Source organism: Geodermatophilus sp. SYSU D00814 (assembly GCF_054050055.1).
In genome coordinates this window covers 146,744-162,115 of sequence record NZ_JBJGYP010000004.1, presented here as the reverse complement: position 1 = coordinate 162,115, position 15,372 = coordinate 146,744, and the positions used below count along the sequence as shown (strand labels likewise).

The window sequence follows — 15,372 nt, the reverse complement described above, 5'->3', positions numbered from 1 at the left end:
CTCCCGCGCCGGCCGGCCCCGGGTGCGGGGGTGCTGTGCCTGGGACGGACCTCGCGCGCGCGGTCACGCACTGTCGGCGAGCAGCGCCGGCGCGCGCTCGACCAGCGCACGCTCGTCGGCGTAGGCGAGCCGGCCGCTCAGCTCGTCGAGGGGCACCCAGGCGACCTCGGTCACCTCGACGTCGGCGTCGGACAGGGCACCTCCGATGGCGCGCAGCAGGAAGTGGTGCACCGTCTTGTGGACGCGCCGGCCCTCGGCGACGAACCAGAAGTCGATGATCCCGAGCGGGGCGAGGACCTCGCCGATGATCCCGGTCTCCTCGGCGACCTCCCGCACGGCGGTGTCCTCCGGGGTCTCCCCCTCCTCGATGTGGCCCTTGGGCAGCGACCACAGCAGCCGGCCGCGGCGGTCGGTGCGACCGATGAGCGCGGCACGGGGACCGGAGATGCCGTCGTCGGCGACCACCAGTCCCCCGGCGGAGGTCTCGTCGACCCGGCGCAGTCGGCGGCCGGGGCGGCCTCGTCCACCGGTCCCTCCCATGCCAGGAGGGTAGCGCGAGAGACCGCACTACCCTGGCTCGTCGTGTCCGGTGTGCCCCCGGCGGTCCAGCAGACCGTGCGCGACCTCGTCGACGTCTCCCCCGTCCTGGGAGAGCTGGGCGAGCGGTTCGCCGCGGCGGGCTTCGAGGCCCACCTCGTGGGCGGATCGGTGCGCGACGCGCTGCTCGCCGCGGGGAGCGGGTCGGCGCTGCCGCCCGGTGACCTCGACGTCACCACCGACGCCCGCCCCGAGCAGGTGCTGCGGCTGCTGCGCGGCTGGGCGGGTTCCACGTGGAACCAGGGCATCGCCTTCGGCACGGTGGGCGCCGAGATCCGCGGCACCCGGGTGGAGATCACCACCTTCCGCGCCGACCGCTACGACCGGATCTCCCGCGACCCGGAGGTGGCCTGGGGGACGTCGCTGGTCGACGACCTCGCCCGCCGGGACTTCACGGTCAACGCCATGGCCGTCTCGCTCGGTCCCGACCGCACGGTGACCGACCCCTTCGGCGGCCTCGGCGACCTGCTGGCCCGCCGGCTGCGCACGCCCGGGGCGGCGTCGGACTCCTTCGCCGACGACCCGCTGCGGATGCTGCGCGCGGTGCGCTTCGTCGCCCAGCTCGGCCTCACCCCCGTCGACGAGGTGCTCGAGGCGCTCACCGCGATGTCCGGGGAGCTGGCCCGGATCACCCCGGAGCGGGTGCAGGCCGAGCTGAGCAGGACGCTGCTGCAGGACGCCCCCCGCGCGGCGCTGGAGCTGTTCGTCTCCACCGGCCTGGCCGACGTCGTCCTGCCGGAGCTGTCCGCGCTGCGGATGGAGATCGACGAGCACCACCAGCACAAGGACGTCTACAGCCACTCGCTGACCGTCCTGGACCGGGCGATCGCGCTGGAGGAGGCCGACCCGGAGGCGCCGTCGCCGGACCTGGTGCTGCGGCTGGCGGCGCTGCTGCACGACGTCGGCAAGCCCGCGACCCGCCGGCACGAGCCCCGCGGCCGGGTCTCCTTCCACCACCACGAGGTGGTCGGCGCCAAGCTGGTGCGCAAGCGGCTGACCGCGCTGCGCTACCCGAAGGACGTCGTCGAGGCGGTGGCCCGGCTGACCTTCCTGCACCTGCGCTTCCACGGCTACGGCCGGGGTGAGTGGACCGACTCCGCGGTGCGCCGCTACGTCACCGACGCCGGTGACCTGCTGCCGCGGCTGCACAAGCTGGTCCGCTCCGACTGCACCACCCGCAACCGGCGCCGGGCCGCGGCGCTGTCGGCCACCTACGACTCCCTGGAGCGGCGGATCGCCGAGCTGTCGGAGGCCGAGGACCTCGCTCGCGTCCGGCCCGACCTCGACGGCAACGCGATCATGGAGATCCTCGGCCTCCCTCCGGGCCGCGAGGTCGGCGAGGCGTGGCGCTTCCTCAAGGACCTCCGCCTCGAGCGCGGGCCGCTGGACCCCGACGAGGCCGAGGCGGAGCTGCGCGCCTGGTGGGCCGCCCGCTCGTAGCGCCCTCACCCGCCCGGGTGACACCTCCCCCGCGCGGTCTCCCCCGCCCCGCCCCGCGCCGGTAGGACCGACGGCCGGACCGGGAGGACGGGGGCGCGGGTGCACGGTCGACCGCACGGCCGCGTGCTCGGCGCGACAGCGCGCCGGCGCACCGTCACGGTCGCCTGCCTGGTGCTGGCGCTGCTGTCGTGGCCGGTCCGCGAGCCCTCGGCCGCCTGGCCTCACGACGTCGCGGCGCCCGCTCCGACCGGGTCCGGCAGCTGGGCGTTCCTGCACCACCAGGACGACGGCGTCACCCCGGTCGCCTACGACCCCTGCCGCGTCGTCCACTACGTGCTGCGCCCCGGCGACGCCCCGCCGGGCGCCGAGGAGCTGCTGGCCGGCGCCGTCGGGGAGATCGCCGCGGCGACCGGCCTGCGGTTCGCCTACGACGGCCGCACCGACGAGCGGGTCACCCGCGACCGCCCGGCGCGCCAGCCCGCCCGCTACGGCGACCGCTGGGCGCCGGTGCTGGTCTCCTTCGAGCCGCCGGCGGACACCCCCGACGTGGGCGGCGGCATCGCCGCGCGCGGCGGCAGCGACGCCGCCTCCGCGGGCGGGCCGGCGGTCTACGTCACCGGGAGCGTGCTCGTCGACGCCGACTGGGCCGCCGCCGCGGTGACGTCGGCGCCGGGCCGTGCCGCGCTGCGCGCCGTCCTGGTGCACGAGCTCGGCCACGTCGTCGGCCTGGCCCACGTGGACGACGCCGGCGAGCTGATGCACGCGGTCAACGACGGCCAGGTCGACCTGGGTCCCGGCGACCGCGCGGGCCTCGCCCGGCTCGGCCGGGGTCCCTGCGAGCCGCGCCTGTAGGGGCGGCTCCCCCTCTCGGAGGTGGCCGCCCGCCGGAGGACTCCACCCGGCCGGTCGGTGCGCCGAGGGGATCTGCGACCGGACCGCGGAGAGGAGCGCGCAGCGTGCACGGGGGACCGCAGGACCGTCCCGTCGGGGTGCCCACCTCGCCCACCGGCCGGGTGCCGCAGTGGGTGCTCGACGAGCTGACCGGCGGGACGACCGATCCGCCCGGCTGGCGGGCCTGGGCGCCGTCGCGCCCGCCCCGTCGGCGCCGGCCGGCGATCCGGGGGCTGCTGTCCCTCGTCGTCGTCCTGGCGCTGGGACTGGGGGCCGGCGTGCTCCTCGACGGGTCGCCGTGGCCGGGGCCGGCGTCCGGCGGAGGCGGAGCCGGGGACCGCCCGACCCCGGGGCGGGAGGCCGCCGCGGGGCCGCTGGGGCAGCCGGGTGCGGCCCCCGCGACCGGCAGCCACGCCTTCACCGCGGTCCAGGACGACGGCGTCACACCGGTCACCTACGACCCGTGCCGGCCGCTGCACCACGTCCTCGCCCCGGCCGGGGCCCCCGAGGGCGCCGAGGCGCTCGTCGCGGAGGCCGTCGCCCGGGTCTCCGCCGCGAGCGGCCTGCGGTTCGTCGACGACGGGACGACCGACGAGACGTGGTCGGACCAGCGGCCGGCGTACCAGCCCGACCGGTACGGGGACCGCTGGGCGCCGGTCCTGGTCAGCTGGGCGGCGCCGGAGCAGGTCCCCGCGCTCGCCGGCACCGTCGCCGGGATCGGCGGCAGCCAGGCCGTGTCGGCGGGCGGGCCGCTGGTCTACGTCACCGGCGCGGTCACCGTCGACGCCGGGTGGGCCACCGACGTCCTCGGTTCCCCCGGCGGCCGCGACGCCGTCCTGGCGGTGCTCGTGCACGAGCTCGGGCACGTGCTCGGCCTCGACCACGTCGCCGACCCCGCCGAGCTGATGTCGGCGACGAACGAGGGCCAGGTCGACCTGGGTCCCGGCGACCGTGCCGGCCTCGCCCGGCTCGGCCGGGGTCCCTGCGAGCCGCGCCTCTAGACCCGGTCGGAGGCGTGCGTACGGGTGGTGGCGGCGTAGCCGACGGCGGTGAGGGCGTAGACCGCGGCGACGACGAGCAACCCGGTCACCGACCGCCCCGACTCGGGCAGCAGCAGCGCGCCGGCCACCAGGGCGGCCACGTAGGCGACGTTGACCAGGGTGTCGTAGACGGAGAACACCCGGCCGCGGAAGTCGTCGTCGACCGAGCGCTGCAGCGTGGCGTCGACGCAGATCTTCACGCCCTGCGCGACGACGCCGAGCACCAGGCCGGCGGCCACCCACCCGGGCGCCGTGAAGGTCAGGCCGAGCACGAGCTGCAGGACGCCGCCGCCGGCCAGCAGCGCGACCACCCATCCCCGGGTGCCCAGCCGCCGCACCGCCGGCGGGGTGGCCACGGCGGCGATCAGGGTGCCGGCCGACCCGGCCGCGAGCACCACGCCCAGCCCGGCCAGCCCGCCCGGGAGCGGGCCGGTCCACTCCGTCAGCGTGTTCCGGTACAGCAGCAGGGTCATCAGCGTGAGCAGGCCGTAGCAGACCCGGTGCGCCGTGATGGCCGCCAGCGCCGCGGCGGCCGGCGGGTGCTGGGCCACGTGCCGGGCACCGGCGACCATCCCGCGCAGCACCGCCCGCGCCGGCAGGCGGGCCGAGCGGACGCCCGAGTCGGGGCCGAGGTACTCGCGGCCGAACCCGGCGGCGACGGCGGCCGACGCCAGGTAGGGCACCGTCGCGGACAGCGCCACCGCGGCGTAGGCGGCGTCCCCGGCCGTGCCCAGCTGCAGCAGGCCCAGGGCGAGGACGCCGCCGGTCACCGTGGCCACCGCCCCCGACGTCGTCGACAGCGCGTTGGCCGGCACCAGCGAGGCCGCGTCGGTGGTGTGCGGCAGCGCCGCGGACAGCGCCGCCAGCAGGAACCGGGTGACCGCGAAGACCGCGAGCCCGGCGGCGTAGAACGGCACGCCCGCCTGGCCGGCGAGCACGAGCGCGGCGAGGACGGCGACCAGCCCGGCGCGCAGCACGTTGGCGCGCACGAGCACCTGGCGGCGGCTCCACCGGTCCAGCCACACCCCGGCGAACGGCCCGACCACCGAGTACGGCAGCAGCAGGACGGCGAAGGCGGCGGCCACGTCGACCGGGTCGGCGGCGCGCTGCGGGTTGAACAGCACGGTCCCGGCGAGGGCGGCCTGCAGCACGCCGTCGCCGGACTGGGCGAGCAGGCGGGCGGCCAGCAGCCGGCGGAAGTCCCCCCGGGCGAGCAGGTGCCGGACGCTGGTGTCGGCCTGCTGCACCCGATCACCGTACGGCGCGGCCTCGTCCACCCTCGGCCGCCGGACTGTTGCACACTGGATCCGATGTCCTCGGTGCCCGCGTCACCCGACCCCGACTCCGGCCGCCCCGCCCGGGCGGCCCGGGGGCGACGTCGTCCGGCGGTCCCCACGCTGTCCACCGGCACGCTCGACGACGTCGGCCCGGGGTCCCTGCTGGTCGCGATGCCCGCGCTGAGCGACCCCAACTTCGCCGGCACCGTCGTCTACGTGCTCGACCACAACGACAGCGGCACCCTCGGCGTCGTGCTCGGGCGGCCCAGCCAGGTCGAGATCCGCGACGTGCTGCCCGGCTGGTGCGACCTCGCCGTCGAGCCGGGGGTCTTCCACGTCGGCGGTCCCTGCGAGACCGACACCGCGCTGTGCCTGGCCACCTGCCCCGGCCAGGGCGAGGAGCCGGCCGGCCTGCGCCGGGTGGCCGGCGACGTCTACCTCGTCGACCTCGACGCCGACCCGGACGCGCTCGACACCGGGGTCGCGGGCCTGCGGGTGTTCGCCGGGTACGCGGGCTGGTCCCGAGGTCAGCTGGCCGCCGAGATCGCCGAGGGCGCGTGGGCCTGCGTGCCGGGCACGCCGGGCGACGTCCTCAGCGGGCTGTCCGGCCCGGAGCTGTGGCGCGCGGTGCTGGCCCGCCAGACCGGCCGGCTGGCCGTGCTGTCGACGGCGCCGGCCGACCCGTCCGCGAACTGACCCACCCGCCCGGGGGAGTCCGGCGCCGCCGGACACGCCACGGTGCTGCGCGCGACCGCGGGGTCTGGTAGGAAAGAGCCCGGAGGGGGCGGTCTGGGGAAGAGGCCGCCCCCTCCCCCCATGTCCAGGGACCGTCACAGCCCCAGGACGGCGGCCACCTCCGGGTGCGCGAGCGCGTCGAGGGTCTGCCCGTCCTCCGGCAGCGCGATCGTCCGCGGCCCGTGGTCGGCCAGGGTCACCGTCACCTGGGTCCCCTGGCCGGGCAGCTCCGCCTCGAACTGCACCAGCAGGTCGCTGCTGTCGTCGACGGCCACCGACCAGCCCGCCTCCGACGCGTAGACCGACGCCAGCCGGCTGTCGATCGACCGCTGCCCCTCCCAGGTCGCCGTCCCGCCGAGGAACGCCGCCGCGTCGTCGGGCTCCTCGGCGCCGAGGTTGAGCACCACCTGCACCAGGACGTCGGTCAGCGGCACCGCGTCGGGCCCCGTGGCGAGCGGCCGGCGCACGAACGGCACGTCGGGCAGGCCGGCGGCGGCCAGCGCCTCGGGCAGACCCGGCACGTCGCCGAACCAGACCTGCTCGCGGGTGAAGAACAGCGTGCGGACGTCGTCGGGCCGCCCGTCCCCGTAGGAGGTCACCACCCGGGCGCGGCCGGCGGCCCCGGCCAGGTCGACCTCGCCGGTGAGGGTGAGCAGGCCCTCCTCGCCGAAGGGTGCCGTGGCGACGACGTCGGCGCCGCCGCCCTCCTCGACACCGCGCGCGAGGAGCCCGGCCAGCACCTCGGCCTGCGCGGCGGTCACCGGGTCACCCGGCTGCCGGTCGGCCTCGTCGTCCGAGCAGCCGGCCAGCCCCACCCCGAGCAGGACCAGCGCGGACGCGAGGAGGCGGCGCGGCATGGCGGCCAGCGTAAGCAGCGCCGCGGCCCCGTGCGGTCCCCGACAGGCCCGGAACGCACCGGGGCCCGCCCTCCGGGTCGGAGGACGGGCCCCGGTGCGGTCGGTGCGGCGCGATCAGCGCTCGACGTCGCCCCGGATGAAGGCCTCGACGGCGTCGCGGGCCTCGCTGTCGTCGTACTGCACCGGCGGGCTCTTCATGAAGTACGACGACGCCGACAGGATCGGGCCGCCGATGCCGCGGTCCTTGGCGATCTTCGCGGCGCGGACGGCGTCGATGATGATGCCGGCCGAGTTCGGGGAGTCCCAGACCTCGAGCTTGTACTCCAGGTTCAGCGGGACGTCGCCGAAGGCGCGACCCTCGAGCCGCACGTAGGCCCACTTGCGGTCCGACAGCCACGGCACGTGGTCCGACGGGCCGATGTGCACGTTGTCGGTGCCCATGTCGCGGTCGACCTGGCTGGTCACGGCCTGGGTCTTGGAGATCTTCTTGGACTCCAGGCGCTCGCGCTCGAGCATGTTCTTGAAGTCCATGTTGCCGCCGACGTTGAGCTGCATCGTGCGGTCGAGCTGCACGCCGCGGTCCTCGAACAGCTTGGCCAGCACCCGGTGGGTGATGGTGGCGCCGACCTGGCTCTTGATGTCGTCGCCGACGATCGGGACGCCGGCGGCGGTGAACCGGTCCGCCCACTCCTTCGTCCCGGCGATGAACACCGGCAGGGCGTTGACGAACGCGACGCCGGCGTCGAGCGCGGCCTGCGCGTAGAACTCGGCGGCCTGCTGCGAGCCGACCGGCAGGTAGCAGACGAGCACGTCGGCGCCGGACTCGCGCAGGGCGGCGACGACGTCGACCGGCTGCTCGTCGGACTCCTCGATCGTGGCCCGGTAGTACTTGCCCAGGCCGTCGAGGGTGGTGCCGCGCTGCACCGTCACGCCCAGCGGGGGCACGTCACAGATCTTGATCGTGTTGTTCTCGCTGGCGACGATCGCCTCGGAGAGGTCGCGGCCGACCTTCTTGGCGTCGACGTCGAAGGCGGCGACGAACTGCACGTCGGAGACGTGGTAGTCACCGAAGCGGACGTGCATGAGGCCCGGCACCGAGGTGGTCTCGTCGGCGTCCCGGTAGTAGTGCACGCCCTGCACCAGCGAGGCGGCGCAGTTGCCGACGCCCACGATGGCGACCTTGACAGCTCCCATGGTGTTCCCTTCTCCCTGGACCGGGTGGTCCGTGTCGCGGGACCGTTCCGGTCCTGGCGGTGGCTGCGGTGGCGGCGCAGCCGGTGGTGCCTGCAGTCGTGCCGTGGTCAGTCGTGCCGTGGTCGGTCCTCCCCGGTCCGGCTCGCCGGGTCCGGGTCCGGCTCGGGCCGGCGGCGCTCGCTGTCGATGAGCTCCGACAGCCAGCGCACCTCGCGGTCGACCGAGTCCAGGCCGTGGCGCTGCAGCTCCAGCGTGTAGCGGTCGAGCCGTTCCCGGGTCCGCGCCAGTGAGGACCGCAGGCCGTCCCGCTGCCGTTCGACCGTGCGGCGGCGCCCCTCGAGGATGCGCAGCCGCACGTCGGCGGCGGTGTGCCGGAAGAAGGCGAGGTGGACGCCGAACAGCCGGTCGTCGTCGTACGCCTCGGGGCCGGCCTGGCTGACCAGCTCCGCGAAGCGCTCCTTGCCCTCCGCGGTGATCGTGTAGACCACCTTCCCGCGCCGGCCGGTCAACGGCGGTGCGTCGGCCGGCAGCGGCGCCCGCCGGTCGGGCTCGTCGGTGGTGACGAGCCCGGCGGCGTGCAACCGCTTGAGCGCGGGGTACAGCGACCCGTAGGAGATGCTGCGCAGCCCGCCGAGGACCTCCGCGAGCCGCTTGCGCAGCTCGTAGCCGTGCATCGGGGACTGCTGCAGCAACCCGAGGATGGCGAACTCGAGCACCTCGCCCCCCATCGGTCCCTGCCGGTCGATGTATCGGGACGATACATCGGGAGGGGAACGGGAGGGCAACCGGAGGGAGGTCGCCCGATCGGGGACGGGCCGCCCGGAGGGCCGCGGGACGCCGCCGGAGAGGACCTGCCGACTGGTGCACCTGCGTACATTGGCGCCGTGCCCGGACGTCGCTCCGTCGTGGACTACTCGCTGCACCGGCGAGCGGTGCTGCGCGACGTCCAGGCCGGGCGCACCGGGCTCTCGGAGGTCTGCGACGCCAGTCCGTACCTGACCCGTGCGGCGCGGTACCACGGGGAGCAGACCGACCTCCCCTGCCCGGTCTGCCGCCGCGAGCGCCTCTCCCTGGTCAACTACGTCTACGGTGAAGGGCTGGGCCACGTGTCCGGCCAGGCCAAGACCGAGGCGGAGCTCGTCCGGATGGACGCCGCTCAGGAGGAGTTCTCCGTGTACACCGTCGAGGTGTGCCGCGGGTGCGGGTGGAACCACCTGGACTGCTCCTTCGTCCTCGGGGCCGAGCCCGACCCGGGCCGGCAGCCGCGCCGTCGTCGTCGCGCTGCCACGGACTAACTCCGCCGGTCCGGCGGTTGCCACACCGGCGGACCCGTCCGTCACACCCGCCCCGGGGGTGCGGCGCGCCTCGCGCGTCCTCCCCGGCGCACACAGCCGAGAACGCCACGCTGGGCCGGATCCCGTCCTGCCCACCGACTACCGAGGAGGGGCTCCCTGGTGCCTCCCCACGACGAGACCTCGCCGGTCGGCCCGTCCGGCGTGCCGCCCCGTCGCCCGCCGGCCGCCCGCGCGACCGGCGGAGCGGGCAGTGGGCGCAGCCGCCCGACCGCGGGGCGGCCGGGGGGGTCGCGCCCGGGCGGCTCCCGGCCCACCGGCTCCCGCCCGGCCGGCGGCAAGAAGGCGCGGACGAAGAAGCAGCGCCGCCGTCGCCGGCTGAAGATCGCCCTGGCGACCGTCGCCGGGCTGTTCGTGCTGCTCGGCGTCTTCGTCGGCGTCGTCTACGCCACCACCGAGGTGCCCGACCCCAGTTCGGTGCAGAACGCGCAGACGACGGTCGTCTACTACGCCGACGGCACCACCGAGATGGGCCGGCTCGGCGACACCAACCGCACCAACGTCGCCCTCGGCGAGGTCTCCGAGGGCGCCCGCCACGCCATCCTCGCCGCGGAGAACCGGGAGTTCTACTCCGACCCGGGCATCTCCCTGACCGGCATCGTCCGGGCCGCGTGGAACAACCTCACCGGCGGCTCGACGCAGGGCGGCTCGACGATCACCCAGCAGTACGTCAAGAACGCCTTCCTCACCCACGAGCAGACGTTCAGCCGCAAGTTCCAGGAGCTGTTCCTGGCCGTCAAGCTCGACAACCAGTACTCGAAGGACGAGATCCTCGAGAACTACCTGAACACCATCTACTTCGGCCGCGGCGCCTACGGCATCGAGGCCGCGGCGAACACCTTCTTCGGCGTGCCCGCCGCGCAGCTGACCCCGCAGCAGGGCGCCGTCCTCGCCGTCCTCGTCCGCAGCCCGAGCTCCTACGACCCCGAGGCCAACCCCGAGGGCGCCCAGGATCGCTGGGGCCTGGTCCTCGACGCCATGGTCGAGGAGGGCTGGATCACCCAGGGCGAGCGCGACGCGTCCGTCTACCCGCCGGTCCTGCCGCGGCCGGAGTCCTCGTCGCTGGGCATCCCCACCGGTCCCGAGGGCCTGGTGGTCTCGCAGGCGATCGCCGAGCTCGAGGCCCGCGGCTACTCCGAGGAGCAGATCCGCGCCGGCGGCCTGCGCATCACCACGACCGTGGACAAGGCCGCGCAGGACGCCGCGGTCGCCGCCGTCAACGACGTGATGGACGGCGAGCCCGACCCGCTGCGGGAGGCGCTGGTCGCCGTCGACCCCCGGACCGGCGCGGTGCGCGCCTACTACGGCGGTCCGGTCGGGTCCGGCGACGGGGCGATCGACTACGCCCAGGCGCGCCGGCAGCCCGGCTCGTCGGTGAAGCCCTACGTGCTGGCCACCGCGCTGGAGGAGGGCATCGGCGTCAACTCCCGCCGCGACGGCAGCTCGCCGCAGGAGTTCCCCGACCGCCCGGGCCTGCCGGTGCGCAACTCGGGCAACGCCCAGTGCGGCGCCTGCACCCTGGTCGAGGCCATGACGCGGTCGCTGAACACCACGTACTACGGCCTGGCCTACGAGGTCGGCCCGGACAACGTCCGCGACACCATCCTGCGCGCCACGGGCCTGCCCGAGACGTGGCCGGCCGTCACCGGCGGCACGCTCGACGACGCCCGGACGCTGTCGGACCCCGAGACCGGGGCCACCGGCGGGTCGATCGGCATCGGCCAGTACGAGATGCGCCCGATCGACCAGGCCGTCGGCTTCGCCACCCTCGCCAACGGCGGCGTCCACCGCCCGGCGCACTTCGTCGCCCGGGTCACCGACTCCGAGGGCACCGTGCTGCTGGAGAGCGGCGAGGGCCCGGGCGAGCAGGTCATCGACCCCGACGTCGCCAACGACACCACCTTCGCCCTCGAGGGCGTCGCGCAGTACTCCCGCCGGGCGCTCGACGGCGGCCGCGAGGTGGCCAGCAAGACCGGTACGCAGGGCCTCAACGGCTCGGAGAACTCCGACGCCTGGATGGTCGGCTACACGCCCTCGCTGTCGGCGGCGGTGTGGATCGGCAACGACTCGCCCACCGTCCCGATCGAGAACGCCGCCGGCCAGATCGTCTACGGCGCCGGCCTGCCCGGGGCCATCTGGCAGCAGTTCATGGACACCGCCCTCGCCGGCACGCCGGAGGAGGACCTGCCCGACTCGCCGAAGATCCGCGGGGACACCGGCGAGGGCGTCGCGGCGCCGACCACGCAGGCCCCGCCGACGCAGGCGCAGCCGACCGAGCCGTCCGCGCCCGCGACGACCGAGGCCCCGGCACCGACGACGGCACCGGCGCCCACCACGCCGCCGACCGCGCCGGACACCGGGTCCCCCGAGGAACCCACGGAGGTCGTGGAGCCGCCGGTCAGCGGCACCCTCGGCGGTGAGGACGGCACCGACGGCAACGGCTGGGCCAACGGCCAGCCCGCACCGGCCGCCCCGACGACGCAACCGGAACCGCAACCGACCGGCTGACCGCCCCGGGCACACTGACCCGGTGAGCTCCTCCCCGACGGGCCCGTCCGCTCCGGCACCCCAGCCGGCGGACGGGCCCGCGGCGTCTGCGGTGGCGCCCGCACCCGGTACCGACCGCCGCCCCGACCGGGTGGTGCCCACGTGGTCGGACCGGGTGGCCGCGCAGGCCAGCGAGGCCGTCGGCGGCCCGTGGGGCCGGCACGCGGTCACCGGCCGGGCGCTGTTCTGGACGCCGCTGCGGGTCTGCCTGCTCTACGCCACCGTCGTGCTGGCCGCCGCGTGGCTCAAGCAGGCGCCGTGCTCCGACGGCAACTGGGCGGGGTCGGTGCAGTACACGCACCTGTGCTACTCCGACACCGTCCCGCTGTTCGGCATCCACGGCCTCGGCGAGGGCGCGCTCCCCTACCTGGACGCGGCCGTGGAGTACCCGGTGCTCACCGGCGCGCTCATGGCGCTCGCGGCGGTCCTCGGCCGCGGCTACGAGGACCTGGCCGGCGCGGCCGGCCTGCTCCCGCAGGTCCCACCGGTGCAGGCCTACTACGCGGCCACCTGCCTGCTGCTGAGCCTGTGCGCGCTGGTCACCGTCCGGGCGGTGCTGGGCGCCTCCGGCCGCCGTCCGTGGGACGCGGCGATGGTCGGCCTCTCGCCGCTGCTGCTGGTGCACGCGTTCACCAACTGGGACCTGCTCGCCGTCGCCCTGGCCGCCTGCGGGCTGTGGGCGTGGGCGCGCGGGCGGCCGGTGCTGGCCGGCGTGCTGCTGGGCCTGGGCACCGCGGCCAAGCTGTTCCCCGCCCTGCTGCTCGGCGCGCTGTTCCTGCTGTGCCTGCGGGCCGGGCGGCTGCGGGTGTGGCTGCGCGCGGCGCTGGCCGCCGCCGTCGCCTGGCTGGCCGTCGACGTCCCGGTCGCGCTGCTGGCGCCGGAGAACTGGTCGCTGTTCTTCCGCCTCAACAGCACCCGCCCGGCCGATCCGGACACGCTGTGGAACATCGCGATCACCGCGGCCGGCGGCGACCTCCTCGACGGGCCGCTCGCCGAGGGCGAGACGCCGGTGGTGCTCAACGCGCTGGTGGCGGTCTGCGTGCTGCTGGTGGTGGCCGCCGTGGGCTGGCTGACCCTCACCGCGCCGGTGCGGCCGCGGGTGGCGCAGGTCGCCTTCCTGCTGGTGGCCGGGTTCCTGCTGGTCACCAAGGTGTGGAGCCCGCAGTACTCGCTGTGGCTGCTGCCGCTGGCGGTGCTGGCCCGGCCCAGGTGGCGGTCGCTGCTGCTCTGGCAGGCCACCGAGGCGGTGCTGTGGGTGGTGCGGATGCTCTGGTACCTCGGCACCGACGAGCGCGGCGTGGGCACCGAGTGGTTCTTCCTCGCGGTGACCGCCCGCGACGTCGCCGTCCTCGTGCTCGTGGGGCTGGTCGTGCGGGACGTGTGGCGCCCCGACGGCGACGTCGTGCGCACCTCCTGGCCGGCCGTCGACGACCCCGCCGGCGGTCCGCTGGACGGCGCGGAGGACCGCGTGGTGCTGCGCGGCCGGCGCCGCTGGGATCAGGTGACCTGATCGTGGGGCGTCCTCCCGCACGTCCGGCCACGAGGGAGGACGCCGCGGGCTGAGGAGGACGGCCGTACGGGCGGTCGGCTACCCGAGCGCCTCGCGCACGAGGGCGACCTCCTCGGCGTGCGACGCGGCGTCGCCGGGGGTCTCCAGGACGACGGGGCAGTCGGCGGCGCGGGCGAGGCCGAGCAGCAGGTCCAGCGGGATCTCGCCCGCGGTGAGCGGCGCGTGCCGGTCGCGGCCCGATCCCTGCGGGTCGCGGCTGTTGTTCAGGTGCACCAGGTCGACCCGGCCGGTGATCGCCCGGACGTCGTCGACGGCGGTGGCGAGGTCCCAGCCGGCCGCCCAGGCGTGACAGGTGTCGAGCACGAACCCCGCGCCGAACTCGCCGACGGCGTCCCACAGCCGCGCCACCGCACCCAGCTCGCGCACCATCGCGTTCTCGCCGCCGGCGGTGTTCTCGATGAGCAGCGGCAGCGGGAAGCCGCCGTCCTCGGCCTGCCGCGCGAAGGTCTTGCGCCAGTTGTCGAAGCCGGCCGCCGGGTCGTCCTTGGCCAGCACGTGCCCACCGTGCACGACCATCCCGCGGGCGCCGATCGCCGCCGAGGCCCGCGCGTGCACCGCCAGGTTCTTGCGGCTGGGGATGCGGATGCGGTTGTTCGTCGAGGCCACGTTGAGCACGTAGGGCGCGTGCACGAACACCGCGACGTCGCCGGCGAGCAGCGCCTCGGCGTCCGGGCGCGGCGGCGGGCTCTTCCAGCCCTGCGGGTCGCCGAGGAACACCTGCACGGCGTCGGCGTCCATCTCCGCCGCCCGGGCCAGCGGGCCCCCGGCGTCGAGCTCGTTGTCCTCGGTCAGTCCGGGTCCGACGTGGACGCCGATCGGGTGCCTGCTCACCCCGGCGACGGTAGTCAGGTCCGGTGACGGCGGCCGGGGCTCCCGGCCGCGCTGGTAGCCTGGAGGTGCGCGTCCGTCCGCCGTCCCCGGCGGGACCGGGCGCGCGACGCGTGTACGACCCTCCTGCTGCAGACCGACTGCAGCCGCCCAGACCAGAGGAGGTGGGGTTCTCCGTGCGTCACTACGAACTGATGGTCATCCTCGACCCCGACCTGGAGGAGCGCACCATCGCTCCCTCCCTCGACCGGTTCCTGACCGTCGTCACCAACTCCGGTGGCACCGTCAAGACCGAGATCTGGGGCCGGCGCCGCCTGGCCTACGAGATCAAGAAGCACGTCGAGGGCATTTACGCGGTCGTCGACATCCAGGCCGAGCCGGCCGCCGTCGCCGAGCTCGACCGCCAGCTCAACCTCAACGAGTCGGTGCTGCGCACCAAGCTGATGCGGCCCGAGGTCCACTGAGCATGGCCGGCGAGACCGTCATCACCGTCATCGGCAACCTGACCTCCGACCCGGAGCTGCGGTTCACGCCGTCGGGTGCCGCGGTCGCCAACTTCACGGTCGCCTCGACGCCGCGCACCTTCGACCGGCAGTCGCAGGAGTGGAAGGACGGCGAGGCGCTGTTCCTCCGCTGCAACGTCTGGCGGCAGGCGGCCGAGAACGTGGCCGAGTCCCTCACCCGCGGCTCGCGGGTCATCGTCTCGGGGCGCCTCAAGCAGCGCTCGTTCGAGACCAAGGAGGGCGAGAAGCGCACCGTCATCGAGCTCGAGGTCGACGAGATCGGCCCCTCGCTGCGCTACGCCACCGCGAAGGTCACCCGCGCCTCCCGTGGTGAGGGCGGCGGTGGTGGCGGCTTCGGCGGCGGCGGCAGCGGTGGCGGTGGCTTCGGCGGCGGTGGTGGCGGCGGCGCGAGCGACCCGTGGTCGACGCCCGCCGGCCCGTCCGACGAGCCGCCCTTCTGAGAAAGGACCCCCTCGCCCCCCACGCCACGCTCCGCGCGGCGCGGGTCCCTGCGAGAGGGCCGTTCCATCTACCCCCCTAG

Annotated in this window: 15 protein-coding genes; 9 read left to right on the top strand and 6 right to left on the bottom strand. The window is 75.6% G+C overall.

Annotation, left to right across the window (positions count from 1 at the left end; all coding sequences use genetic code 11):
- Positions 1–63: 63 nt before the first annotated feature.
- Entirely contained in the window at positions 64–540 is a 477-nt protein-coding gene (locus ACI780_RS04600) for an NUDIX hydrolase (RefSeq protein ID WP_456871197.1), read from the bottom strand.
- Between the two features lie 42 nt (positions 541–582).
- Between ACI780_RS04600 and ACI780_RS04595 the strand changes: the two genes are divergently transcribed.
- From ACI780_RS04595 to ACI780_RS04585, 3 genes are all read left to right on the top strand, one after another.
- Positions 583–2,037 (top strand): CCA tRNA nucleotidyltransferase, encoded by a 1,455-nt coding sequence (locus tag ACI780_RS04595; protein WP_457001086.1) that lies wholly within the window; start codon positions 583–585, stop codon positions 2,035–2,037.
- A 99-nt stretch (positions 2,038–2,136) separates the two neighbouring features.
- A complete protein-coding gene (locus tag ACI780_RS04590; protein ID WP_457001084.1) occupies positions 2,137–2,889 on the top strand; it encodes a matrixin family metalloprotease in 753 nt (250 codons plus the stop codon).
- Positions 2,890–3,026: 137 nt separating this feature from the next.
- On the top strand, positions 3,027–3,929 hold the full coding sequence (locus tag ACI780_RS04585; RefSeq protein WP_457001082.1) for a matrixin family metalloprotease: 903 nt from the start codon (positions 3,027–3,029) through the stop codon (positions 3,927–3,929).
- Here the strand turns inward: ACI780_RS04585 and ACI780_RS04580 are convergent.
- Positions 3,926–5,215 (bottom strand): MFS transporter, encoded by a 1,290-nt coding sequence (locus tag ACI780_RS04580; RefSeq protein ID WP_457001080.1) that lies wholly within the window; start codon positions 5,213–5,215, stop codon positions 3,926–3,928. The two genes, ACI780_RS04585 and ACI780_RS04580, sit on opposite strands and share 4 nt — an antisense overlap.
- Before the next feature lie 63 nt (positions 5,216–5,278).
- Between ACI780_RS04580 and ACI780_RS04575 the strand changes: the two genes are divergently transcribed.
- On the top strand, positions 5,279–5,941 hold the full coding sequence (locus ACI780_RS04575) for a YqgE/AlgH family protein (RefSeq protein WP_456871201.1): 663 nt from the start codon (positions 5,279–5,281) through the stop codon (positions 5,939–5,941).
- Positions 5,942–6,075: 134 nt separating this feature from the next.
- Here ACI780_RS04575 and ACI780_RS04570 read toward each other — a convergent pair whose 3' ends face one another.
- From ACI780_RS04570 to ACI780_RS04560, 3 genes are all read right to left on the bottom strand, one after another.
- The gene (locus tag ACI780_RS04570; RefSeq protein WP_457001078.1) at positions 6,076–6,837 is read right to left on the bottom strand and encodes a hypothetical protein; all 762 of its coding nucleotides are present in this window, start codon (positions 6,835–6,837) and stop codon (positions 6,076–6,078) included.
- Positions 6,838–6,951: 114 nt separating this feature from the next.
- Positions 6,952–8,031: an inositol-3-phosphate synthase gene (locus ACI780_RS04565; RefSeq protein ID WP_456871203.1), complete on the bottom strand. Its 1,080-nt coding sequence runs from the start codon at positions 8,029–8,031 to the stop codon at positions 6,952–6,954.
- Positions 8,032–8,138: 107 nt separating this feature from the next.
- Positions 8,139–8,759, bottom strand: coding sequence for a PadR family transcriptional regulator (locus tag ACI780_RS04560; protein ID WP_456871204.1), 621 nt, complete (start codon positions 8,757–8,759; stop codon positions 8,139–8,141).
- Between the two features lie 156 nt (positions 8,760–8,915).
- Here ACI780_RS04560 and ACI780_RS04555 point away from each other — a divergent pair, with 156 nt between their 5' ends.
- From ACI780_RS04555 to ACI780_RS04545, 3 genes are all read left to right on the top strand, one after another.
- Positions 8,916–9,326, top strand: a complete 411-nt coding sequence (locus tag ACI780_RS04555) for a DUF5318 family protein (RefSeq protein ID WP_456871205.1) — start codon at positions 8,916–8,918, stop codon at positions 9,324–9,326.
- A gap of 159 nt (positions 9,327–9,485) precedes the next feature.
- Positions 9,486–11,891 (top strand): transglycosylase domain-containing protein, encoded by a 2,406-nt coding sequence (locus ACI780_RS04550; RefSeq protein WP_457001075.1) that lies wholly within the window; start codon positions 9,486–9,488, stop codon positions 11,889–11,891.
- 91 nt (positions 11,892–11,982) lie between these two features.
- The gene (locus ACI780_RS04545) at positions 11,983–13,440 is read left to right on the top strand and encodes a glycosyltransferase family 87 protein (RefSeq protein WP_457001073.1); all 1,458 of its coding nucleotides are present in this window, start codon (positions 11,983–11,985) and stop codon (positions 13,438–13,440) included.
- Between the two features lie 78 nt (positions 13,441–13,518).
- Here ACI780_RS04545 and ACI780_RS04540 read toward each other — a convergent pair whose 3' ends face one another.
- Complete coding sequence (locus ACI780_RS04540; RefSeq protein ID WP_457001071.1) at positions 13,519–14,331, bottom strand: deoxyribonuclease IV; 813 nt, start codon at positions 14,329–14,331, stop codon at positions 13,519–13,521.
- Positions 14,332–14,504: 173 nt separating this feature from the next.
- Between ACI780_RS04540 and rpsF the strand changes: the two genes are divergently transcribed.
- Both rpsF and ACI780_RS04530 read left to right on the top strand, forming a co-directional pair.
- Positions 14,505–14,792, top strand: a complete 288-nt coding sequence (rpsF, locus tag ACI780_RS04535) for a 30S ribosomal protein S6 (protein WP_456871209.1) — start codon at positions 14,505–14,507, stop codon at positions 14,790–14,792.
- A 2-nt stretch (positions 14,793–14,794) separates the two neighbouring features.
- On the top strand, positions 14,795–15,292 hold the full coding sequence (locus ACI780_RS04530) for a single-stranded DNA-binding protein (protein ID WP_457001068.1): 498 nt from the start codon (positions 14,795–14,797) through the stop codon (positions 15,290–15,292).
- Positions 15,293–15,372 lie beyond the last annotated feature (80 nt).

Excerpts from the sequence above, each read along its gene's own strand:
- ACI780_RS04560 (WP_456871204.1), bottom strand. The coding sequence starts at position 8,759 with ATGGGGGGCGAGGTGCTCGAGTTCGCCATCCTCGGGTTGCTGCAGCAG.
- ACI780_RS04570 (WP_457001078.1), bottom strand. The coding sequence starts at position 6,837 with ATGCCGCGCCGCCTCCTCGCGTCCGCGCTGGTCCTGCTCGGGGTGGGG.
- ACI780_RS04600 (WP_456871197.1), bottom strand. The coding sequence starts at position 540 with ATGGGAGGGACCGGTGGACGAGGCCGCCCCGGCCGCCGACTGCGCCGG.
- ACI780_RS04575 (WP_456871201.1), top strand. The coding sequence starts at position 5,279 with ATGTCCTCGGTGCCCGCGTCACCCGACCCCGACTCCGGCCGCCCCGCC.
- ACI780_RS04565 (WP_456871203.1), bottom strand. The coding sequence starts at position 8,031 with ATGGGAGCTGTCAAGGTCGCCATCGTGGGCGTCGGCAACTGCGCCGCC.
- ACI780_RS04530 (WP_457001068.1), top strand. The coding sequence starts at position 14,795 with ATGGCCGGCGAGACCGTCATCACCGTCATCGGCAACCTGACCTCCGAC.